21 protein-coding genes are annotated in these 24,001 nt (G+C 44.8%); 5 read left to right on the top strand and 16 right to left on the bottom strand.

Translation table 11 applies throughout. From position 1 onward, the window contains the following. Window positions 1-7: 7 nt before the first annotated feature. From DW938_RS00490 to purD, 4 genes are all read left to right on the top strand, one after another. Window positions 8-724 carry an IMP cyclohydrolase gene (locus DW938_RS00490; RefSeq protein ID WP_118123563.1) on the top strand — a complete coding sequence of 239 codons (717 nt, stop codon included), beginning with the start codon at window positions 8-10 and terminating at the stop codon, window positions 722-724. A gap of 42 nt (window positions 725-766) precedes the next feature. After that, a complete protein-coding gene (locus DW938_RS00485; RefSeq protein ID WP_118123562.1) occupies window positions 767-1,948 on the top strand; it encodes a phosphoribosylaminoimidazolecarboxamide formyltransferase in 1,182 nt (393 codons plus the stop codon). Between the two features lie 55 nt (window positions 1,949-2,003). After that, the gene (locus DW938_RS00480) at window positions 2,004-2,708 is read left to right on the top strand and encodes a PsbP-related protein (protein WP_181983439.1); all 705 of its coding nucleotides are present in this window, start codon (window positions 2,004-2,006) and stop codon (window positions 2,706-2,708) included. Between the two features lie 89 nt (window positions 2,709-2,797). Beyond that, entirely contained in the window at window positions 2,798-4,153 is a 1,356-nt protein-coding gene (purD, locus tag DW938_RS00475) for a phosphoribosylamine--glycine ligase (RefSeq protein ID WP_117863237.1), read from the top strand. A 122-nt stretch (window positions 4,154-4,275) separates the two neighbouring features. On the opposite strand, the gene DW938_RS00470 is transcribed toward purD, so the two are convergent. Both DW938_RS00470 and DW938_RS00465 read right to left on the bottom strand, forming a co-directional pair. Further along, the gene (locus DW938_RS00470) at window positions 4,276-6,708 is read right to left on the bottom strand and encodes a hypothetical protein (RefSeq protein ID WP_118123560.1); all 2,433 of its coding nucleotides are present in this window, start codon (window positions 6,706-6,708) and stop codon (window positions 4,276-4,278) included. A 20-nt stretch (window positions 6,709-6,728) separates the two neighbouring features. Next, the gene (locus DW938_RS00465) at window positions 6,729-8,828 is read right to left on the bottom strand and encodes an MMPL family transporter (RefSeq protein ID WP_118123559.1); all 2,100 of its coding nucleotides are present in this window, start codon (window positions 8,826-8,828) and stop codon (window positions 6,729-6,731) included. 278 nt (window positions 8,829-9,106) lie between these two features. Here DW938_RS00465 and DW938_RS00460 point away from each other — a divergent pair, with 278 nt between their 5' ends. Then, window positions 9,107-9,721: a TetR/AcrR family transcriptional regulator gene (locus tag DW938_RS00460; protein WP_118123558.1), complete on the top strand. Its 615-nt coding sequence runs from the start codon at window positions 9,107-9,109 to the stop codon at window positions 9,719-9,721. Between the two features lie 86 nt (window positions 9,722-9,807). On the opposite strand, the gene DW938_RS00455 is transcribed toward DW938_RS00460, so the two are convergent. From DW938_RS00455 to mutS, 14 genes are all read right to left on the bottom strand, one after another. After that, window positions 9,808-10,755, bottom strand: a complete 948-nt coding sequence (locus DW938_RS00455) for a transketolase family protein (RefSeq protein ID WP_117896659.1) — start codon at window positions 10,753-10,755, stop codon at window positions 9,808-9,810. A gap of 3 nt (window positions 10,756-10,758) precedes the next feature. After that, window positions 10,759-11,598, bottom strand: coding sequence for a transketolase (locus tag DW938_RS00450; RefSeq protein ID WP_022287361.1), 840 nt, complete (start codon window positions 11,596-11,598; stop codon window positions 10,759-10,761). A 22-nt stretch (window positions 11,599-11,620) separates the two neighbouring features. Continuing rightward, complete coding sequence (locus DW938_RS00445) at window positions 11,621-12,442, bottom strand: Cof-type HAD-IIB family hydrolase (RefSeq protein ID WP_041337186.1); 822 nt, start codon at window positions 12,440-12,442, stop codon at window positions 11,621-11,623. A gap of 17 nt (window positions 12,443-12,459) precedes the next feature. Beyond that, window positions 12,460-13,377, bottom strand: a complete 918-nt coding sequence (locus DW938_RS00440; RefSeq protein WP_118123557.1) for an RluA family pseudouridine synthase — start codon at window positions 13,375-13,377, stop codon at window positions 12,460-12,462. Next, a complete protein-coding gene (lspA, locus tag DW938_RS00435; protein WP_046440859.1) occupies window positions 13,364-13,879 on the bottom strand; it encodes a signal peptidase II in 516 nt (171 codons plus the stop codon). The genes DW938_RS00440 and lspA overlap by 14 nt, the downstream gene beginning before the upstream one ends. Before the next feature lie 56 nt (window positions 13,880-13,935). After that, window positions 13,936-14,712: a DivIVA domain-containing protein gene (locus DW938_RS00430; protein ID WP_118123556.1), complete on the bottom strand. Its 777-nt coding sequence runs from the start codon at window positions 14,710-14,712 to the stop codon at window positions 13,936-13,938. A gap of 19 nt (window positions 14,713-14,731) precedes the next feature. Further along, entirely contained in the window at window positions 14,732-15,514 is a 783-nt protein-coding gene (locus DW938_RS00425; RefSeq protein ID WP_118123555.1) for a YlmH/Sll1252 family protein, read from the bottom strand. A gap of 2 nt (window positions 15,515-15,516) precedes the next feature. Next, entirely contained in the window at window positions 15,517-15,966 is a 450-nt protein-coding gene (locus DW938_RS15055; RefSeq protein WP_242989556.1) for a cell division protein SepF, read from the bottom strand. Window positions 15,967-15,968: 2 nt separating this feature from the next. Next, window positions 15,969-16,715, bottom strand: coding sequence for a YggS family pyridoxal phosphate-dependent enzyme (locus DW938_RS00415; protein ID WP_242992320.1), 747 nt, complete (start codon window positions 16,713-16,715; stop codon window positions 15,969-15,971). Then, entirely contained in the window at window positions 16,663-17,898 is a 1,236-nt protein-coding gene (locus DW938_RS00410; protein ID WP_118123554.1) for an HlyD family efflux transporter periplasmic adaptor subunit, read from the bottom strand. Before DW938_RS00410 ends, DW938_RS00415 begins: the two co-directional genes overlap by 53 nt. 13 nt (window positions 17,899-17,911) lie before the next feature. After that, a complete protein-coding gene (hfq, locus tag DW938_RS00405) occupies window positions 17,912-18,154 on the bottom strand; it encodes an RNA chaperone Hfq (RefSeq protein WP_118123553.1) in 243 nt (80 codons plus the stop codon). 73 nt (window positions 18,155-18,227) lie between these two features. After that, window positions 18,228-19,172 (bottom strand): tRNA (adenosine(37)-N6)-dimethylallyltransferase MiaA, encoded by a 945-nt coding sequence (gene miaA / locus DW938_RS00400; RefSeq protein WP_118123552.1) that lies wholly within the window; start codon window positions 19,170-19,172, stop codon window positions 18,228-18,230. A 21-nt stretch (window positions 19,173-19,193) separates the two neighbouring features. After that, window positions 19,194-21,272, bottom strand: a complete 2,079-nt coding sequence (gene mutL, locus DW938_RS00395) for a DNA mismatch repair endonuclease MutL (protein WP_118123714.1) — start codon at window positions 21,270-21,272, stop codon at window positions 19,194-19,196. Between the two features lie 82 nt (window positions 21,273-21,354). After that, the gene (gene mutS / locus DW938_RS00390) at window positions 21,355-23,970 is read right to left on the bottom strand and encodes a DNA mismatch repair protein MutS (RefSeq protein ID WP_118123551.1); all 2,616 of its coding nucleotides are present in this window, start codon (window positions 23,968-23,970) and stop codon (window positions 21,355-21,357) included. Between the last annotated feature and the right edge of the window lie 31 nt (window positions 23,971-24,001).

The raw sequence follows: 24,001 nt of genomic DNA, 5'->3' as shown, positions 1-24,001 counted from the left end.
ACAAGATATGAAGACCCTTAATATTTATGACGAGCTTAAAAGCAATTCATATCCGGGCAGAGGAATAGTTATAGGCAAGTCTGCTGACGGAAAGAGTGCAGTAACGGCTTATTTTATCATGGGCAGAAGTGTTAATTCCAGAAACAGAGTTTTCACGGAAACTGAGGACGGCATCAAGACAGAAGCTGCTGACCCTAGCAAGCTTTCTGACCCACACCTTATTATATACTCACCTGTTCGTGTGCTTGGAAACAAGACTATCGTTACAAACGGCGATCAGACGGACACTATTTACGAGCTTATGGACAAGCAGCAGACTTTTGAGCAGTCACTGAGGACGAGAGAGTATGAGGACGACGCTCCAAACTACACTCCTCGTATTTCAGGTATCATGCACGTTGAGAACGGCGCATATAATTATGCTATGAGCATACTCAAGTCCGCTGACGGCAACCCTGACTGCTGCGAGAGATTTACTTACACATACACTGACCCTCTTGACGGCGTGGGTCATTTTATCCACACTTACATGGGTGACGGCAATCCTCTGCCAAGCTTTGAGGGCGAGCCTAAGAAGGTGGAGATACCTAACGATATCGAGGAGTTTACCGCAAAGCTTTGGAAAGCACTCAACGAGGACAACAAGGTATCGCTGTTTGTAAGATACATTGATATCGCAAGCGGCAAGGCTGTTTCTAAGATCGTTAATAAGTACAGCAAGTAATATCTGCGGAGTGAATAGGTTAAATAAACGGAGGTAAAAATTATGGCAAATGAAATGCTTTTAAAATACGGATGCAACCCTAATCAAAAGCCGTCAAGAGTGTTCATGGAGGAGGGAAAGGATCTTCCTATCGAGGTGCTCAACGGCAAGCCGGGTTACATCAATCTGCTTGACGCATTTAACGGCTGGCAGTTGGTAAGAGAGCTTAAAAAGGCAACAGGTATGTGTGCGGCAACTTCTTTCAAGCACGTTTCACCTGCGGGCGCTGCTATCGGCAAGCCTTTGAGCGAGGTCGAAAAGAAGATATATTTTGTTGACGATCTGGGCGAGCTTACTCCACTTGCAAGCGCTTATGCGAGAGCAAGAGGTGCTGACAGAATGTCATCATACGGCGATTTTATCGCACTTTCTGACGAGTGCGACGCTTGCACTGCAAAGATGATCCAGAGAGAGGTTTCTGACGGTATCATTGCACCCGGCTACACTGACGAGGCTCTTGAGATACTCAAGTCAAAGAGAAAGGGTACATACAACATCATCAAGATAGACGAGAACTATGTTCCTGCACCTATTGAGAGAAAGCAGGTTTTCGGCGTAACTTTTGAACAGGGTCGAAACGAGCTGAAAATAGACAACGATATGCTCACAAATATCGTGACAGACAACAAGGAGATCCCTGAGGACAAGAAAACTGATCTTGTTATCTCACTTATCACACTTAAATACACACAGTCTAACAGCGTTTGCTATGTAAAGGACGGTCAGGCTATCGGTATAGGTGCAGGTCAGCAGTCAAGAATACACTGCACAAGACTGGCAGGAAACAAGGCTGACATCTGGTGGCTCAGACAACATCCAAAGGTTCTGGGACTTCAGTTCGTTGACAACATAAGACGTCCTGACAGAGATAACGCTATCGACGTTTACATTTCTGACGAGCATGATGATGTACTGGCTGAGGGTGTATGGCAGAACACATTCAAGGTAAAGCCTGAGGTGCTCACTGAAGCTGAGAAGAAGGAGTGGCTTGCAAAGAACACAGGCGTTTGCCTTGGTTCTGACGCTTTCTTCCCATTCGGCGACAACATCGAGAGAGCTAAAAAGAGCGGCGTGGCTTACATTGCCGAGCCAGGCGGATCTATCAGGGACGATCATGTTATCATGACTTGCAACAAGTACAACATGGCAATGGCATTCACCGGAATAAGATTATTCCACCACTAATTTCTGTGCATTAATGCAAAACAATAAAGGTCAAGAAGAAAAGGAGAAATTTATTATGAAAAAGTTACTTGCATCACTCATGGCACTGTCAATGGTATTTGCAGTTACAGGCTGCTCAGAGTCAAGCGATTCAAGCAGTGAGTCAAAGGTTGAGGCTAAAACAACTACTACAACTACAGCCGCACCTGCTGTCGAGTCTAAGGCTGACACAACAACTACAACTGCAGCACCTGAGGAGTCAGCTGCTGACACAACAACGTCTGCTAACGACACAACAAGCACCGGTGACGAGGCTAAGGGAACTTATAAGGATAATGTTTACACAAGCGATCTGTATACTTTCAAGATCGACTCAAAGAAGTGGGCAATGCAGGAGTCCGCTGGTGTTGACGTAATGTTCACATACGCTGACGCAGGCGATGATGCTGAGCTTGAGTCTGCTTCTATCAACGTTATCTCAATGTCAAACGATCTGCTCAATGGTCTTACAGCAAGCGATTATGCTGACCAGATCAAGCAAACATATAATTCCATGGACGGCTACACTGTTACAAACGACAAGGAAGATAAGTTTGCAGGCAAGGACGCTTACATTGTTGACGTAACAGGCGAGATCGGCTCACAGAAGGTACTGCTCAATCAGATAATCACTTCTGACAACGGCAACCTTGTTGTTATCACATATGGTGCAAGCGAGAACGCTTACAGCAAGCTTTCTGACGAGTTCAAGACAGTTCTTGACAGCTTTGAGCTTAAGTAATAGTATACGAAGTAAATAAATGACGATACCGCACAGCATAGGTGTGCGGTATTGTTATAATTGGAAAAACACACTGAGGAGGTCTGAAAATGGACATATTAGTTGTTGGCGGAGGCGGACGTGAACACGCTATCGTTATGAAGCTTGCGGAGTCCCCTAAGGTAGGAAAGCTTTACTGCACACCCGGAAACGGTGGCATTTCACGCTATGCAGAATGTTTTGATGTTGCGGCAACGGATATCGAGGGCGTTGTGGCTCTGGCAAAGAAGCTTAAAGTAGACATGGTGGCTGTTGCACCTGACGATCCGCTTGTACTTGGAATGGTAGACGCTTTGCAGGCTGAGGGTTTCAAGACCTTTGGTCCTAAGAAAAATGCGGCTATAATCGAGGGTTCAAAGGTCTTTTCTAAGGATCTTATGAAGAAATACAATATTCCTACAGCCAAATACGAGGTGTTCACAAACAGTGAGGACGCTATAAAATATGTCAAGGAACAGAACACATACCCTGCTGTTATAAAGGCTGACGGACTTGCACTTGGCAAGGGCGTTATTCTGGCGGAGAGTGAGAAAGAGGCTGTGGAGGCTATACACTCCATGATAGACGACAAGCAGTTCGGTGAGAGCAGTTCCACTATCGTTGTGGAGGAATATCTCACAGGTCCTGAGGTTTCTGTGCTTTCATTCACTGACGGCAAGACTGTTGTTCCTATGATCTCTTCAATGGATCACAAGAGAGCGTTGGACGGCGACAAGGGTCTGAACACAGGCGGAATGGGTACTGTTGCACCTAACCCTTACTACACTGAGGACATTGCCAAGGAGTGCATGGAGAAGATCTTCCTGCCGACTATCAATGCAATGAACGCTGAGGGCAGGACTTTTGAGGGCTGTTTGTATTTCGGACTTATGCTCACCCCTAATGGTCCAAAGGTAATTGAATACAACTGCCGTTTCGGCGACCCTGAAACGCAGGTCGTTCTTCCTATGCTGGAGGGTGATCTTTGTGAGATATTTGAGGCTATTTATGAACACAGGCTGGCTGATGTCAAGATAGGCTGGAAGTCGGGTTACTGCACTTGTGTTGTTATGGCGAGCGGAGGATATCCTGTTAAGTACAAAAAGGGTATCGAGATGTTCGGTATGGACGACAAGGGTCAGGTAGACGGAGCGTTTATTTATCACGCAGGTACTAAGTACGAGGACGGCAAATTCTACACAAACGGCGGCCGTGTTCTGGGCGTTACCTGCAATGCTTACACGCTTCAGGGCGCACTGGACAAGTCTTACGAGGCTGTTTCCAAGATAAAGTTCGAGGGAGAGCATTTCAGAAAAGACATTGGTCAGAAAGCACTGAAAGCACTTCCTAAAGATTCTCTTGATCTTGAATACAAGCAGGACATGGAGGACTACATCGAAGAAAACGGCGTTTATCTAAGACAGTAGGATATATAAAACGGGCGGATAGATTCCGTCCGTTTTTTTGTACAGATAATACATTTATAAATACAAAGACCCCTCGGACATTTCTGTCCAAGGGGGTCTTTGCTATGTGTGGGAAGTAAAAATTACTCGTCTGCTTTTTCAATAGCCGCAGTTTCGTAAATATACTTAACTGAGCTTTCAACGCCATCGGCTGCGCCTGAGAATGTTGTTGAATCCTCGGCTGCTGTCTTGAGAGCGTCAAGTCTGTCGATAAGTCCCTTGAGGTCATTGTTGTAGATGTCAAGGAGCTTGCCGATGCCCTCGTCCTTATACTTAGCCATGCCGTCTTTAAGTGTCTTTGCACCGCTTTCAAGCTTCTTAACACCAGATGAAAGCTGTGAGCTGCCGTCTTTGAGCTGACCGATACCGCTGAACAGCTCTGCACTGCCGCTTGAAAGTGTTGTTGTACCCTGTGCAAGCTCTACAAGTGATGAATAGAGTGTTGCAGTACCGTCTTTTAGCTGCTTACTGCCGTTGTCAAGCTGACCAAGACCGCTGTCAAGAGTTTTTGCGCCGTTTGAAAGCTTTGATACGCCTGAGTTCAGGCTGTCAACACCCTTATCAAGCTTGCTTGCGCCTACCTGTGCTGAGCTTACGCCTGCGGAGAGGTTCTTTGTGCCTGCGGAGAGTGTAGCTGCACCATTGTTAAGCTCCTTGCTGGACTTAGCAAGTGTGCCGATACCTGTTTTAAGTGCAGAAGCACCCTCGTTTACTGTTTTAAGTCCTGTATTCAAATTATCAACGCCTGCGACAAGACCTTTCTTCTTATCGTTAAGACCATTGTATATCTGAGTTACACCGTCAACAAGCTGTTTGCCCTCGGTTGCCATTGTGCCGACACCTGTTGAAACATCGCCAAGGCCGCTCTGTGCGCCCTGCTGATACTGGATAGAGCCATTTACGGCTGCTATCATATTGCTTATGCTCGTGTACTCTGCTGAGCCTTCTTCGTAATTGCCGAGAAGCTGCTCAAGTCCTGCGAGTACCTGCTGGTCGTATGCGATAGACTGTGTAAGTGCGTTATCTACCTTTGTTATGCCATTTGAAAGAAGTTCAACGCTTGCAGGGAGTTTCTGCACCTTTTCATAGAGTGTAGAAACGCCTGCATTAAGTGTTGCAACGCCTTTTTTCAGTGCAGTTGAACCGTCATAGGTCTGCTTTGTGCCTGCGGCAAGGTTTTTAGAACCTGTCTGGAGGTCGCCTACGCCTGTAACAAGCTTATTTGTGCCTGCGGCAAGGTTTGCAGCACCGTTATTTACCTGCTGTGCGCCTGAGGATACCTGTGAAAGTCCGCTTGAAAGTGATGATGAGCCGTTCTTCAAGGTTGACATACCACTGTTTACCTGATCAAAACCACCGAGTAGGGCTGTTGAACCACTATGAGCTGTGGAGATACCTCTCATAAGCTCACCTGTGGAAGAATCAAGGGTCTTTGCTCCGTCACGGAGCTTTGTTGCACCGCTGTTAAGTGTCTTTGCACCATCGTCAAGTGACTTAGAGCCTGAATAAAGCTTGTCGATACCTGTGATAAGTGTTCCTGAGGAATCGGACAGCTTCTTAATGCCTGCGTAAAGCTCTGCTGTGCCGTCTACAAGCTCGTCTGTAGCATCAGAAAGCTCATCAAGCTTATCCTGAAGATCGTCAGCATCACCGATATCGCTAAGGTCAAGCTTTGAGAAGATGTCAGATGTTGCGACTGTGAGAGAGGTCGTTGACTCGAAGTCCTTTACGTCTGCTGTGAACTCAACGTACTCCGGTATCTCGATATCTTCGTTATTCTGAAGGTCAAGGCTCTTTGTAAGGCCAGGCATTGCAACGCCTATGAGTATCTGTCTGCTTCCGTCTGAAATGAGCTTGCCGTTTGTTACTTCAACGTTTGAATAAACGTTAGTATCAAGGATAGCTGTTGTTGCCATAAGGTATGGAACATAGATATCTGTTTTCTTGCCGTTTATCTTGACAGTTTTCTTATCGTTGTTCGTATAGTCATATCTTACTGTAAGCTTACCGCTCTTGCCTGCGAGGTCCTCAGGCTTTATCTCCTTGCCGTCAAGGGTATATGTTACCTTTACATCAACCGGGAGTGACTTATCGGTATAGCCCTTATAGTAGATATCTCCGCCATCGGTATCCCATGTGAGCTTATCACCATTGGCTGTAAAGCCCTCGTCTGTTTTAACATTCTCGATATCTTTCAGGTCGGAAACGTCCTCCAGCTTCTTTACGCCCTGTGGGTTTTTCAGCCAGCTGGAAACGACTGTTTTTGTCTTGTTGCCAGAAGCGTCAGTGATAACATAAACTGTTTCTTCCTTAGCCTGCTTTTCTGTATCGCTGTCAGACTTATCAGCTTTCTTTGTATCTTTTGTATCTTTTTTATCTGATTCGCTCTTTGTTGTTGAGGCAGTGCTGTCGGCAGCTGAGGAGCTGTCTGACTGAGCTGCTGCATAAAGACCTGTGCAGCCTGCGGAAAGAAGTACGGCAAGTATGCCTGCAAGAACTCTTGAATACTTTTTCATAACTATATCTCCTTTACGAATTAGTTTATTTCAGGAAGCTTATAAAGCTTATTTTCTTTTTTCTTCATGCCCATTGTTGTATTGATTATTACCTTATCGAACAGCATAAGCATTGAAGGAAGTATGCAGATAACAGTTATCATACTGATTATTGCACCTCTTGACATGAGCGTACAAAGCTGTGAGATCATATCTACGCTTGAATATACGCCAACGCCGAATGTTGAAGCGAAGAAGCCAAGTGCGCTGACCATGATAGACTTCATTGAAGTGGTGAGTGCGATAGTGACAGCTTCATGCTTATCCTTGCCTGCGTTACGCTCGGTCTTATATCTTGTTGTCATAAGGATAGCATAGTCAACTGTTGCACCAAGCTGGATAGTACCGATTACTACCGACGCTATGAACGGTATGGTGGTATTCGTAAAGCACGGAACACCCATGTTTACTGTGATAGCAAATTCGATAACGGCTACCAGAATGATAGGCAGTGAAACTGAACGCAGTGCAATAAGAATGATGATAAAGATAGCGGCGATAGAAACTATATTTACTACCTTGAAGTCATGATCTGTTATGTCGATAAGGTCTTTTGTTGCCGCCGCCTCACCGATCAGCATTCCGTCCTTATCGTAGGATTTAAGTATCTTGCTAAGCTCATCTATCTGGGCATTCTCTTCATCAGAAGCTACCTTATATTCAGAACCTATTAGCATAAGCTGCCATTTGTCGCTTTTGAGTATTTTTGTTACTGAATCAGGAACTATCTCACGAGGGATAGACGGACCGATAAGAGTATCCAGTGACATTGAGAAGCTTACACCATCAACCTTGCCCATTTCGTCGAGCATAGAGTTTACTTCCTTTGGCTTCATATCAGCGTCAACCAGGAGCATATGGGTCGTTGCCATGTTGTATTCCTCATCTAGCTTTGTGTTTGCGATAACACTGTTGAGATCCTTTGGAAGAGTATCTGTCAGGTTATAGTAGACATTGGTGTTTATCTGACCATATACAGCAGGGATAAGTACAACTATAAAGAGTACGATAAATGCTGCATGGTGCTTGATAATGAACTTTGAAGGCTTTTCAAGGCTTGGAACAAGGTCTTTGTGCATTGTTTTTTCAAGTGCCTTATCGAAGACAAGTATCATTGACGGGAGAACTGTTATGCAGCAGATAACGCCGATAACAACGCCCTTTGCCATTACGATACCCATGTCCATGCCAAGCTCGTAGCTCATGAAGCAAAGTGCAAGGAAGCCTGCAACTGTTGTTATGGAGCTTGAAACGACTGAGGTGATAGTTTTGCCGATGGCGACTGCCATAGCCTCTTTGTTGTCACCAGGGTGCTTTTCTTTCTCCTCTTTGTAGCTGTGCCACAGGAAGATCGAGTAGTCTATCGTTACCGCAAGCTGAAGCACGGCTGCAAGAGCCTCGGTGATGAACGATATTTCGCCTTGTATGAAGTTCGTTCCCATGTTGTAGATTATCGCCATGCCCACGCTGAGCATAAAGAACAGTGGGATAAGGAACGAATCCATTGTAAGTGCAAGTATGATACTTGTAAGTATTACTGCGATAACAACGTACATCGGAGCTTCCTGCATTGTCAGATCCTTGATATCCTCAACGACTGACGACATACCGCTTACGAAACACTGTTCGCCGGCGATGCTTCTTATCTCCTTGACAGCTTCAAGTGAGCCGTCAGCGGAGGTCGCTTCGTCAAAAAAGACAGCCATCATTGTGGAGTTATCTGTATTGAAGAAATCGTAAATATCATCAGGAAGAACTTCCTTTGGAAGTGAAACGTCTGCCAAGGTGTCATACCAGAGAACATCGCAAACGTGGTCTACCTTTTCGATCTTCTCCTTGACCTTTTCAACGTCCTTATCATCCATGCCGTCAAGCATTACCAGCGAAAAGCCACCCTTGCCGAACTCGTCAAGCATTATATCCTGACCTTTCATGGTTTCAATGTCTGACGGGAGGTATGAAAGAATATCATAGTTTATTCTTGTGCTGACAAATCCGAATATTGACGGTATCAGCAGCAGAACGCTGACTATGAGTATCGGTACTCGGAGCTTTACAACTCCTCTGCCAAATTTCTGCATCAAATGTCATTCCCTTCACATAGTTTTTGACCTTTCGGCCTTTTAACAATTCATAGTATACATCAAAAATGACCAACAGTCAATAGTAAAATGACCATTAGTCATTCTTTTTGTAGAGTTGCACAAAATGACCAACGGTCATAAGTGACTATTGGTCATTTTGCTCAGTTGACTTTGAGACGGTTTTGTATTATAATAGATTTAGGGTCAACCACAGTAAACCTGTGTATGTGTGACATACAAATTGTATATATTATAATAAGGAAGGACGTGTTAAAATGGGCAAGCTTGATACCAATAAAAAGGTAAAGGAGGACTCTCTGCTTAACACGGCTTTTAGTCTTTTTACCACCAAGGGAGTGAGCAAGACCTCTATTTCAGACATCGTGAACAACGCTGGTGTGGCGAAAGGAACGTTTTATCTTTATTTCAAGGACAAATATGACATAAGAAACAAGCTTGTTTCTCACAAGTCGTCACAGCTTTTCAGAAACGCTATCGAGGCATTAAATGCGAGCGGCAAGAAGCTCACCTTTAACGAACGAATTATTTTTATTGTTGACAACATCATCAACCAGCTAAACGAGAACAAGTCGCTTTTGACTTTTATTGCAAAGAATCTTAGCTGGGGCGTTTTCAAGCACGCTCTTACGTCGCCTATAAAGAACGATGACATCGACTTCCGCAACATTTATGACGCTATGCTTGCTGACGCTCCATATAATATTGTTCAGCCTGAGGTCATGATATTCATGATAGTTGAGCTTGTAAGCTCTACCTGCTACTCGTCCATACTTTACAACGAGCCTGTGGACATTGGCGAGCTTAAGCCTTATCTTTACATATGTATAAATAACATTATCGACACTCATGCAGGCACTGTAAAAGCATAAGAAAAGACACGTTTACGAGATCGTAAGCGTGTCTTTTTTGTGTACAAAAAAACGGACGGAAGATATCCGTCCGTTTAGTGCTTTTATTACTTTGCCTTAACAGCATCTCTTGCCTTTGCAACGATATTGTCTGCGCAAAGACCATACTCTTTAAGAAGATCAACTGCCGGGCCTGAATGACCGAACTCGTCATTAACGCCGATCTTAACAAGCTTTGCAGGGTGTCTTGCTGCAAGAACGTCAGCAACTGCTGAGCCAAGTCCGCCGATAACGCTATGCTCCTCAACTGTAAGAAGAAGTCCTGTGTTCTTTGCGGCTTCAACGATGATATCCTCGTCGATTGGCTTGATAGTGTGGATATTGATAACTGTTGCTTCGATACCCTCGGCTGCCAGTGTTTTTGCGGCCTCGATAGCTTCATAAACCATAAGGCCTGTTGCAACGATAGCTATATCCTTGCCGTCACGGAGCTTAACGCCCTTGCCAAGCTCAAACTTATATGTTTCTGGGTCGTTGAAAACAGGTGTGGCAAGTCTGCCAAAACGGAGATAAACCGGACCTTCATGGAGGATAGCGGCTTCAACGGCAGCCTTTGCTTCAACGTCGTCGGCAGGGTTTATTACCACCATGCCAGGGATAGTTCTCATAAGAGCGATATCCTCGTTGCACTGATGTGTTGCACCGTCTTCGCCTACAGAGATACCTGCGTGTGTTGCACCTATCTTCACGTTGAGGTGAGGATAGCCAATAGAGTTTCTAACCTGCTCAAATGCTCTGCCTGCGGCGAACATTGCAAATGTAGAAGCAAATGGTATCTTGCCTGTTGCAGCCATACCTGCTGCAACGCCCATCATATTTGACTCGGCGATACCGCAGTCAAAAAATCTGTCAGGGAATTTCTTCTTGAATATACCTGTTTTTGTTGCAGCAGCAAGGTCTGCGTCAAAAACATAGAGGTTCTCGTACTTATCGCCAAGCTCTGCAAGAGCCTCGCCGTAGCTTTCTCTTGTAGCTTTCTTCTTCAATTCTGCCATTGCTTAACCCTCCAGACTTTTAAGCTGTTCGTTTATTTCTGCCACAGCCTGCTCATACTGCTCCTTGTTAGGTGCTGAACCATGCCATGAAACGTTGTTTTCCATAAATGAAACGCCCTTGCCCTTGATACTCTTCATTACGATAACGCAAGGCTGACCGCATACTGTTTCTGCCTCGTTGAATGCCTTTTCGAGAGAGTCAAAATCGTGAGCGTCGGCTGTGATAACATGCCAGCCAAATGCTGCAAACTTGTCAACGATAGGATATGGCGACATTACGTCCTCTATCTTTCCGTCGATCTGAAGTCCGTTATTATCCACAACAGCAACGAGGTTATCAAGCTTATAATGAGCGGCGAACATTGCAGCCTCCCATACCTGACCCTCTTCGATCTCACCGTCCCCAAGGATAGTATACACCTTATAGGTATCGCTTGTGAGCTTTCCTGAAAGTGCCATACCGCAGGCAACAGAGATGCCCTGTCCAAGGGATCCAGAGGACATATCCACGCCAGGGATAGAGATACAAGGGTGACCCTGAAGCATTGCACCGATATGTCTGAGGGACTTCAGCTCCTCCTTTGGAAAAAAGCCTTTTTCTGCAAGAGTTGCATAGAGTGCAGGTGCTGTGTGACCCTTTGAAAGCACGAGTCTATCTCTCTCCGGCTCTTCCGGCTTATCAGGATATACGTTCATCTTGGCAAAATAGAGATAAGTGAGCAGATCTGCGATAGAGAGCGATCCGCCCGGATGACCCGACTTTGCGTTGAATACTCCCTCGAGTATTCCAAGACGAACCTTGCAGGCTGTGATCTCAAGCTGTTTCTTTAATGTTTCGTCCATACTTTTGACCTCCAAAAAAATATTATTTCTTCAGTTTTTCAAAAATTTCATCTATGACTGCGGCAATAAAATCCTCCTCGCAGGACTGCTCAAAGACCTTATCCGCAACCTTTTTGACCTCCTCTGCCGCATTTGACGGGCAATATGCCACGTCAGCCGCTTGAAGAAGTTCAATATCATTATTATAGTCGCCTGCTGCCACGAAAGTAAAATCCTCCATGCCACAAGCTTTTCTCAGCTCCTCAAGAGCCGTACCTTTTGATATATTCTGTGGAAGTATCTCATAATACTCGATACTTGAACGCACAAAATCTACACCTTTGTAGCCTTTTTTTGCCACATAGTTTATAAGCTCGTCCATACGCTCAGGCTCAACTGCAAAAAGCACCTTATACCAGTTCTTGTCAGGTATCTCGTCAACGGCACACTGAACGGGAATGAGCTTACAGATCTCGTTATGGCGCTTTTCCATAGGGGTCATGCTTGGCACATAGACCTCGTTGACAGTAAGCACTTCACAGCCAACATAAGGATTATCGGCAAGTATCTCCTTGACGATATCCGCCGCAAAGCTTGGCAGAAAGACGTTATATATCTGCTCTTTTGTATGGATATCGTAGACCATTCCACCGTTTGACATTATGATAGGACAATTCACATTCACCATGTCAAAATACTGTCTAGCCGCCTGAATGGCTCTGCCTGTAGCGATAGAGAATCTGCCACCAGCCTCTTCAAAACGCTTGACAGCGGCGAGAGTTTTCGGGGTAGGTATCTTGCTTGCGGGGAGAAAAGTTCCGTCCATATCCGTTATAAGCAGGACTTTTGATATATCTTCAAACATAAAATCACTTCCGTGGGTCAATTCCCTGCTCTGAGTTTTTTCAACACCGCCTGAAAATAGTCGGGCAATTCGCTGTCAAACTCCATATATTCCTTGGTCGCAGGGTGTATAAAACCAATTTTCTTTGCGTGGAGGCACTGCCCCTCGATTCCCTTTACAGCTTTGCCGTAAACATCGTCGCCGTAGACAGGGTGACCGATATAGGCGGAATGTACTCTTATCTGGTGGGTTCGGCCTGTTTCAAGGCGGAATTTCACCAGCGAATACTGACCTAACTCCTCCAGCACCTCATAATGGGTAACTGCGTGCTTGGAGTTTTGCTCTGTCACGCACATTTTCTTTCTGTCATATTTGCTTCTGCCGATAGGTGCGTCAACTGTGCCGGTAGGGGTCTTTAGGCGGCCGCCTGTGAGTACAGCTTCATACTCTCTTGTAAAGCTATGCTCTTTTATCTGAGCCGCAAGAAAGTTATGTGCGCTGTCGGTCTTGGCAACGATCAGCAGACCGCTTGTATTTTTGTCAATCCTATGGACTATCCCGGGGCGAATGACGCCATTTATCGAAGAAAGCCTGCCCTGACAATGATAAAGCAATGCGTTCACCAAAGTGCCATCGGGATTGCCTGCGGCAGGGTGCACCACCATGCCTTTAGGTTTATTCACCACAAGCAGCTCGCTGTCCTCATAGACTATTTCCACGGGGATATCCTGTGGCTTAACGTCAAGCTCCACAGGGTCGGGAATAATTATCTCAACCTTATCGCCGTTTCGGAGCTTATAATTCTTAGATACATTTTTGCCGCCAACTGTGACGCCACCGTCCTCGATAAGTTTCTGCACAGCGGAACGTGTAAGACCTGTATCCTGCGCTGACAAAAATCTGTCGATACGCTCGCCTGTTTGCTCGGCAGTGGCAATAAAATCAAGCTTTGTCATTTTCGTCTTTGACCTTTATATCGTCACGGATCGGCTTTTTCTTTTCGTCCAAAAAGCAGAAGCAGATAACGAACAAAATTCCGCCGATAACGATACAGATATCCGCAAAGTTGAAGATAGGGAAATTGATAGGCTCGAACTTGATATAGTCCACAACTTCTTTTACCCTTATTCTGTCGATAAGGTTGCCGATACCGCCTGCAAGCACCATAGCCAGCGACACAAGCTCCAGCTTTGAGCCTTTGCGTATCTTATACATATAGATCACCGCCACGATCAGTACGACAACAGGCAGACCGATAAGAAACCAAGTCTTTCCTGACATCATGCTCCATGCTGCTCCTGAGTTTCTTATATGGGTCAGGCTGAACACCTTAAAGCTGCCGAACTTTATGACCTCCACAGGCTGACCGTTCAACGGCAGGTTATTTGTCACGGCAAGCTTTATGAGCTGGTCGGCAGCAACGAGAACTGCCATGATAACAAGCGAAATTACAAACATCTATTCCCTACTCCATTTATGAACAGTAAGGCTCTGCGGAAAACAGAGCCTTTGAATTAGTTATTTTTTCCAAATTTAAGCTCAGCAGGAGCTGTCTTTGGTATAACAGGGTCGAAAGAACCAGTGTTAAGTATCTTCTCAACGTGCTCACTGTCAGTAACAGGTGCGGACTCAGTTTCAACAGTTTTCTCCGATTCGGCTGTTTCCTCTGCCTGCTCCTCTGCAGCTTCCTGAGTTTCCTCGACTGATTCTTCTTCCTCATACTCCTCTGCTGTATCCTCGGCAGGCTCGGACGCAGGAATTTCCATAATAAGTCTTATCTGCTTATTATAAAGCTGAGTAAGGTCAGCCTTGAACTGAGTTACCTCAGCCTTGAGGTTCTCAAACTTAGCAAGCTCCTCGTCATAAGCGGCTCTTACTTCATTTATCTTCTTTTCTGTTATCTCGGTATTAGTTCTGATAAGCTCAGCGCACTTTTCCTTATGCTCCTTAACTATTCTCTCACACTCAGAAGCACTCTGCTCTGCAAGTCTTACCTGCTCTGTTTTGGCAGATTCGATCATATCGTGAGCCTGAGTTTTGGCCTCAGTAAGTATCTTATTTGACTCTTTCTGAGCCACGACAAGAGCCTGCTGGATAGCTTCCTCGTCCTCTCTGTACTCGTTTATCTTCTCAACAAGCTTGATTATCTTAGCTTCGGTATCCTGATTTGCCTTTACGACTTCGGCATAATCCTCGGCTACCTGCTCAAGAAATTCTTTTACGTCTTCTTTTGAATAGCCGTTTTTCTCGGTATCAAAAGTTTTTCCTTTAATATTATTTGGATTTAACATACTAGGACCTCCGTGATCTTTACACAAATTTATTTAAAGTTATATGTATTCTGTCTTTTTTAGTTGTGCCGTCAACTGAAAGCAGCTTGAATTTTCCGTATCCTCTCACTGAAAATGTACAGCCCTCTTCAAGAAGTATTTTCGGTGAATTTTTCGGCATATGGTCTATTTCGATGCCCACGTTTTTTATAAGCTGTGCTGACTTTTCTCGTGATATCCTTGCGGCAAGACTTAGGATACAATCTGCACGCATGGAAGCCACAGTACCGCTTATTTCCTGAATTTTCTGCTCAATATGTATACTGCCGTCATAGCCTTCACTAAGCTTCACTCCTGCTCTCCCGACTTTCGTCAGAGCACTTGTCACCTCGCCTGCAACAGATGAACGCAGGAACACCGCTGACTTTCCCTCTCCCACAAGAATGTCGCCAACGCTGTCTCTTTTTATTCTTAGTCCCATAAGCGAGCCTAGGATATCTCTGTGAGTTATTTTATCCTCTTTGCGATACAGCAGTGTAATTGCGGTGATAGGAAAATCCTCACTTTCCGCCTCGCCATACTCAGGATAGACGCACAGCACACGCCTTGCGGCGTTTTCATATCCGCCCCAAAGCCTATAATTCTCATATTTCACAGACGCCATGAGTTTTTCGCACAGCAGACACTGCCTTTCATCGAGAAACGCAGAAAACTTTGTTATATACTTTTCATCAGCCGCCATTATCCAATCGGACACTCTGTCTAACAGACGGATATCGTCCTCAGACAGATCGGGCAAAAACTGATATTTAGCACGAGCCATTTTTAGAAGCTGTAGCCGTTATTTTCAAGCTCGCTCATAAGGTCAACTCCTGAGAAGCCAACGTTTCTAGGCATGATAGCGAAAGTTTTCTGAGCCATCATCTTGATGTCTGCACCATTTGCATACGCAACGCCTGAGATAAAGTCAAGTATTCTCTTTGCGTCCTCGCTCTTGACAGTTTCCAGGTTTAGAAGAACTGTCTTTCCCTCATTTATATCGCCGCCGATAGACTTGACCTCTGAAAAATCGTTTGGTCTTGCAAGAACTATCTGCAAAGTCGTGGTTTGCTCCATTCTTACCGGACGTGCGTTATTGCCATATGCACCTGTGTTCTTTGGTGCTTCGTTGTATTCTGTTTTATTCTCATACATCGGTTGCTGATACATTGCGTCCTCCTGCTCAAGTTCATCTTCGCCTACAAAGAGATTTTTTAATTTCTGCATTGCACCCATTTTCAATCCTCCAAATATTTTCTAGCTCCGAAAAGCTTTGTTCCGATCCTCACCAAATTTGAGCCATGCTTTATGGCAAGCTCATAGTCCCCAGACATTCCCATTGAGAGAATATCCATAGACACGTTCGGTATATCCTGCTCTTTCACCCTCAGGAAAATACCGTGCATTTTCTCAAAAACGTCCTCCCCTGAGCCAACAGGAGGGATAGCCATAAGACCCTTAACAGAAACGTTAGGCAGCTGCGCGGTCTGTCTTACAAGCTCCTCAGCCATTTCAGCGGAAACACCGCTTTTAGTAGCCTCGTCGCCTATATTTATTTCCACAAGGACGTTCATAGTTTTATTATTCTTCACTGCCAGTCTGCTTATCTCATGAGCAAGCTTCAGGTTATCGACAGACTGTATCAGAGTAACATCATTGATTATATATTTCACCTTATTGGTCTGCAAATGTCCGATAAACTGCACTTCTGCGCTTTTATCGTAAGCTTCCTTCTTGGAAAGAAACTCCTGCACCCTATTTTCGCCCAACAGCTTAAAGCCCTGAGCCACAGCGAAATTCACCTTTTCAGGCGGCACTGTCTTTGTGACAGCCATTATCCTGACTTCTTCGTCAGACTTACGCCATTTTGCTTTGGCGTTCTCTACATTATAACATATTTCCTTACAGTTTTCAAGAACCTCCGGAAAATAATTATCCTGAGGTGACAGCGTTGCTGTCTGATCTACTTTGCTGCACATCTTCATCTGATACCACCTCTAACAAAATTTGATCGTAAAGCAGCAGATAATCCTCGTTTGAGGTATTTTCAGAGAGCACATAATCATCGCCCTCGTAAATAACATTGATCTTCTTAAAGGTAACATCCTTGCCGAGTATCACATAAACGCCCTTCTGATCGCCCTGAAAACGTATCGCACTTCTTGGAACTTTAAGACCCTGATACTCGTCGAAGATAAGCTCCGCAGACTGCACTCTTGACTCAACAAGGGCTTCGTCAAGTCTGTCACAGGAAAGCACGACGACCACTTTGTTCTCATCGTCCTCACAAGGCTTAACAGACTCCACCTGAACGTCATATATGTTTTTTGTGGTACTGAGCGTCATTCTAAGCCATGCGCCCTCTGTTATCCTTTTATCGTTTTCCATGATCCCTGCTATCCTGCATGAATAGTCGGAAAACATTTTGCCAATGGCGTTCGGTGCGTCCTTACTAGGCTGGTCGATGACCTTTTGGATATCCTTGTCAGTGAGCTGGGAAGCGTTCTCCATAGTAAGCTCGCTCTCATAGCCGTCTGCATAGGAAACAAAATAGCCTGTTTCGTCAGCAGTGATCGTTTTTCCTGAGCCTGAGGTCTGTTCCTCCAGCTCCTTGACTTTCGCCTGAAGCTGGCTTATCCTTTCGTCATAGCTCTGCTCGGTCTTTGTGACGATATTATAAATATTCATCACAAGGGACATATCCTCTCTTGTTTTTGCAAACTCAGAGAAATTATCCTGAGAAGAATATGAGAGAAGCTCCTTATATTCCTTATCTATCTTGCTTTTAAGCGTTTCAGGCTGAACATAATTCGTTGTACCCGGATTTTGTGCTCTTTCAAGGGCGGCTATCTCGCTTTCAAGTATCTTTATCTTGTTTTTCGCTGTAACAGCGTCCTCAGAAGAATAAACTGACGCTATGGTATTGCCAACAGATATTTTACTGCCGTCGGAATAGGTATAATCCAAAACTCCGCCGCCGTCATAGGTGACAACCTTTTCATCTCTGATTACAACGCCCTTAAAAGCAATATCCTCATTGATAGTAACAAGCACCGCTTCCTCGGTGTCATGACGCTCTGTGAGTGCACTGTATATCTGACTGCCGATAGTTGTGATTATCAGCACAGAAAGCAGACCGGTAAGTATTTTAACGGTCAGAGAATTCATTTTTACTGCCCTCTTAAATATCTGAATTGCCTGCGGCGTCAAGAACGTTGATATATCTTGACGGAACGATAGTTGAGATAGCATGCTTATAAACTATGTTCTGCTTGCCCTCGCAATCGAGAACTACAACATAGTTGTCAAAGCCCTTTACAACGCCTTTGAACTGGTAGCCGTTCATAAGGATAAAAGTAGACGCTATCTTGTCTTTTCTGATCTGGTTGAGTATAACGTCCTGAAGATTAAGATTCTTATTCATAAATAACACTCCTAAAAATTTTTACAGCAATGTATTGCTTTTTTTACTATAAAATCTTTCAAATTATATTATATCACATAATTTCCGATTTGGCTATAATATTTTTGATATTTTCTATAATTTTTTGAAAACTATCAAATTTATCTGTTTCCACCCACTTAATTCCGTCAACTCGTCTAAACCAAGTAAGCTGTCTTTTGGCATAATGACGGCTTTCCTGTTTGATTTTGTCGAGGCATTCACAAAGCTCAGCTTTGCCTTCAAAATACGGCACGAGCTCTTTATAGCCTATCGCCTGATAAGCTGTAGCAGGGGTAAAGCTGTCATAAAAAACTCTGCACTCCTCTATAAGCCCGTTTTCCACCATTACATCAACACGGTGGTTTATACGGTCATAGAGATACTGTCTGTCGGAAGCTGTAAGACCGATAATGCAGGCGTTATATGGCGACTTCTCACGGCGGCTGTTCACCTTATGCTGTGAAAGCGGTATACCTGTAGTTTCAAAGACTTCAAGTCCTCGTATGACCCTTGGCAGGTTGTTTTCATGGACTTTCTCCGCAGTTTCGGGATCGACCTCTCTGAGCCTTTCCCACAAAGCGTGACCGCCCAGCGTCTTGGCTTCCTCCTCAAGACGTTTTCTGACTGAGCCGTCCGTTTCGGTATCGTCAAAGATTACGTTATTCACAAGTGAGCTTATATATAGTCCTGTTCCCCCGCAGAGAATAGGAACTTTGCCACGGCTGTGTATCTCCCTGATACGCTCACCTGCGAGCTTCACATAATCTGCCACGGAAAAAGCCTGCTCAGGCTCGAGAAAATCTACAAGATAATGTGGCACACCCTGCATTTCCTCTTTGGTAGGCTTTGCAGTGGCGATGCTCAGGCCCTTATATATCTGCATAGAGTCTGCGGAAACTATCTCACCGTCATATATCTTTGCAAGCTCCACTGCGCAGGCGGTCTTTCCACTGGCGGTAGGCCCTGCAATGACAAGGAGAGGTATTTTATTTTCCATAGCTTTCGCCTCCTGCATTTTTTATAGAACTCGTCTGAACTGCTTTTCGATGTCTCTTTTGGTGAGGGTTATCATAACAGGTCTGCCATGAGGGCAATATCTGATATTTTCCTGACCATAAACGGCGTTCACGAGCGCCTGCAATTCTATTCCGCTGTTGGTATCGTTCGCCTTTATTGCCGCTTTGCAGGCGATAGAATGGTAGAGGTCGTCAAAAAGCTCTATTTGCGGATTGAGTTTATTCTCGATAAAATTCTTTGCAAGTTCGCTGATTATATCCGCAGGGTTATCGTCACCAAGAATGATAGGCACGCCCTTTACTGCAACAGTTGGCGCAACGTCAGGCTCTATCTCAAAGCCAAGCTGTGACACCTTATCGAGGTTTGCGGTGAGAGCGTCATACTCGTCATAGGAAAGCAACACCATGATAGGCTCCAGGAACATTTGCGTTTCAAGCTGTTCGGCGTCGCTTTTTATCCTCTCGAAAATATATCTCTCATGGGCGGCATGCTTATCCATAAGTATCATTTCGTCGCCCACCTGTGCCACAACATAGGTCTTGAAAAGCTCACCCACCACAACCGGCTTCGGCTTTTCAGGCTCTTTCTCCTCCACGATAACGGAAACAGGCTTTTTCTTTGTGAAGCTTTGAGCGTCGATAAACTTGAAAGCTTCTCCGCTCTGCTCCTCCGGCTCTTCGGGGAGAGGCATCTCGCTTATCGCCTTGTTTATCTCCTCCACCGTCACCTTATGAGGTTTCGGCTCGGGACCTGAAATGGCTGTTACGGCTGTTTCTTTCTTTGCAGGCTGTTCAAGGCTTGCAAGGAACATATCGTCACTGCCGCTGAGCTTTTCTTTCTCTTCCTCAGTTATGCTCCTGCTCTCCACAGTTTTAAGCGTTGGTGCAGGCTTTTGATAGCAGTACGAATTTTCGTACTGTTTCTCTGCCTGCGGCTTTGGGGCAGGTATCTCAGCCTTTGAGGCAGCAGGCTTTTGACTATTATCCTCCATGGCGAATTTAAGCTGAACGCTGTTATCTTTTTTTGGTATATCAAAAAGCTCTCTGTCGGTGAAATTCCGTTTATTTTCAAGGTGCATCTCATTAGGTCTGTCATTCTTCATAAGGGAATTTTTCACCGCAAAGAACACAGCCTCGTGCATAAGCTTTTCGTCTGAAAAACGCACTTCTATTTTAGTAGGGTGGACGTTCACATCTATGGTATTTGGTGGAATATCTATATAAAGCACGCAAGCCGGGAATTTTCCTGTCATAAGCAGATTTCTGTAGGCTTCTTCAAGTGCTGCCGCACAAGCCCTTGATTTCACATATCTTTTGTTCACAAAGAAATTCTGAAAACGTCTGTTAGGCTTTGCAGACAGTGGCTTGACGGTGAAGCCTGTTATGTGCATACCCTGCCATGTATAGTCAACTTCAAGCATGGAGTTTGCAAAATCCCTGCCGTAGACTGAATAAACTGCGGAATATATCTTGCCGTCCCCTGCTGTCAATATCTCAACTTTATTATCCCTGATGAACTTGAATGATATCTCAGGGTGTGAAAGGGTAAGCTTTGTAACAAGGTCTGCGGCAAAATTGCCCTCTGAAACGTCCTTTTTCAGAAACTTTAGTCTTGCAGGAACGTTGTAGAAAATATCCCTCACAACGAAAGTTGTGCCGTCAGGACAGCCGCACTCCTCGCAGGTCTTTTCCACTGCGCCCTCGATAACATAATGCGTGCCGTAATCCTCCTCGGGACGTTTCGTAAGCACGTCTACCTTGGATACGGCACAGATAGAAGCAAGTGCTTCACCTCTGAAGCCGAGGGTCATAATGCTGTCAAGGTCATTTTTTACTGATATCTTACTTGTTGCATGACGAAGAAAGGCTATAGGCAGATCATCTTTTGAGATACCCTTGCCGTTATCCGTCACTCTTATATAGGTGCGGCCACCGTTTTTTATCTCAACTGTTATGACGTTCGCACCTGCGTCTATTGCGTTTTCAAGAAGCTCTTTTATTATTGAAGCAGGTCTGTCTATTACCTCGCCTGCCGCAATAAGCTCGGAAACTTCCTTGCTCAGAACTTTTATTTCTGACATTTTTCTATCCTTTTCTATGGCTCTTTCCAAAAGCCGCCTGTATGAAAATTCTCCTTATTGAACAGTTTTTTACAGCTGCCGCCTACACATATCTCAGCAAGTCTTTCACAAAATCTCTAAGCTCGCTGTCGGTCATTTCGTCTATGTTAGTCTTTCTCAGCCTGTCGGTAACGATGCTGTCGCTTATTTTGTCAAAGGATATCTGATCGCTTTCTATCTGCTGAGCGGCAAGTCTTGCCTTTTTGTTTTCCGCTTCAAGCTGTTCGAGAAGCTCTTTGGCTCTGTTTATTATCTTGTTCGGCAGTCCCGCAAGCTTTGCAACTTCTATGCCGTAGCTTTCGTCAACTCCGCCCGGAACTATCTTTCTAAGGAACTTGATACTATCCCCCTGACGCTTTACTGCAACAGAGAAATTTCTCACGCCGTCAAGCTCTTTTTCAAGGCTGATAAGCTCATGATAGTGTGTTGCAAACAGGGTCTTACAGCCCATTGATCTGTTGGTGGAGATATACTCCGACACTGCCCTTGCAATGGAGATTCCGTCAAATGTGGAAGTACCTCTGCCCACCTCGTCGAGGATAACAAGGCTGTTCTTGGTGGCGTGCTTTACGATATCTGCAACCTCGCTCATTTCCACCATGAAGGTAGACTGTCCTGCGGTAAGGTCATCAGAAGCGCCTATTCTTGTGAAAATCTGGTCGACCACAGATATTTTTGCATAGTCCGCAGGCACAAAACAGCCTATCTGCGCCATAAGGGTGATAAGAGCCACCTGACGCATATAAGTTGATTTACCTGACATATTCGGACCTGTGATGACAGTCATTCTGTTGCTTGTAAGATCAAGATATGTGTCGTTAGGCACGAACACCTCGTCTTTCTGCATAAGCTCAACAACGGGGTGTCTGCCGTTTTTGATATCAATAATGCCGTCAATGGCTATCTCAGGCTTTGTATAGTTATTGTTCACCGCCGCAGTTGCAAACGAGCAAAGCACGTCTATCTGCGCCACTGCCGTGGCAGTTTCCTGCACAAGTCTGAGCTGTGTGGCTGCAAAATCTCTTATCTCCGCAAATATTTCCTGCTCAAGAGTAGCTATCTTATCGCTTGCACCGAGGATAGTGTTCTCTGCGACTTTAAGCTCGTCCGTGATAAAACGCTCGCAGTTGGCAAGGGTCTGTTTTCTTATATAGTTGTCAGGCACAAGGTCATAGTAAGACTTTGTTACCTCGATATAATATCCGAAAACTCGGTTATAGCCTATTTTAAGATTTTTGATACCCGTTTTTTCTCTTTCACGCTCTGCGATATCATCAATTATACCCTTGCCTCCTGAGATTATATTTCTCAGTCCGTCAAGCTGTTCATTGAAGCCGTCTTTGATAACGTTGCCGTCCTTGACATTAACAGGCGGTTCGTCAACAATGGCGTTCTCAACAAGGTTTGAGATAGCTTCAAGGGTGGATATTTTATTGTTGCAGTTTGCAAGAAGCTTTGAATCAAAACCTTTGAGAAGCTCCTTTATCTCAGGGAGTTTAAGTGCTGTCAGCGACAGTGATTTAAGATCTCTAGGGGTAGCGGTCTTATACATGACCCTTGTCATAAGTCTTTCAAGGTCATAGACTCCTCCCAGTATCTCTTTTAGCTCTCCAAGTTCAACAGGCTTCATTGTGAGCTGTTCAACAGCGTCAAGTCTGTCGATTATCTTTGCAGGATTCACGAGGGGCTGTTCCAGGAAGGACTTGAGCATACGCTTGCCCATTGAAGTTTTGGTATGGTCAAGCACCCACAGGAGAGAGCCTTTTTTCTCTTTATTTCTGAGAGTTTCTGTAAGCTCCAGATTTCTTCTTGCAGTGAAGCCGATAGTCATGATAGGGTCAGCGTCATGCTTTATTATCTCGGAAAATCTGCCCACCAGTGCTTTCTGTGTATCGTGTATGTATGCAAAAAGTCCGCACACTGCAAAGGCTGCAACTGTATCAGGCTTAACGCCGATAGACTCAAGGCTGTTTGTGGAAAACTGCTTGAGCACTTCTTCTGTATGTATCTCAGGGGAAAAATCGTTCTCCTCCAAAAGCTGAACGCTGGTCTTGAGCTTTTCTCTTATGAAGCTTGAAAGCTCTTTATTTGAAAGAAAAGCGTCATTTATAAGAATCTCCGCAGGTGAAAATCTCGACAGCTCATTTATAGCCGAGCTTGTCATTTCCTTGCCCTCAAATTCAAACAGATGCACCTCGCCTGTGGAAATATCCGCAAGGCACAATGCGCTTTCCTTGGCTCTCATATAAAATGCACAGATATAGTTGTTGGACGTTTCATCAAGCATACTGCTTTCGATGAGCGTACCAGGGGTGACTACTCTTATGACCTCTCTCGGCACTATGCCCTTGCACATGGCAGGATCCATGGTCTGCTCGCAGATAGCCACGTTGTAGCCTTTTTCAATAAGCTTTTTCAGATAAACGTCGCAGGCGTGGTGAGGCACACCGCACATAGGCGCTCTTTCCTCAAGTCCGCAGTCACGACCTGTCAAAGTAAGTTCAAGCTCTCTTGACGCAATGATAGCGTCATCAAAGAACATTTCATAAAAATCTCCCAGTCTGTAGAACAGTATATGGTTTTTATATTTGTTCTTTACTTCAAAATACTGCTTCATCATAGGTGACAGCTTTGAAAAATCTATATCTTTGGTTGCCACTCAAACTCACTCCGTTTCATATATTTATCCA

The sequence above is a fragment of the Ruminococcus sp. AM43-6 genome (assembly GCF_003461785.1).
In the GTDB taxonomy this organism is placed as follows: Bacteria; Bacillota; Clostridia; order Oscillospirales; family Ruminococcaceae; genus Hominimerdicola; species Hominimerdicola aceti.
This window is presented reverse-complemented; position numbering and strand designations above follow the sequence as displayed.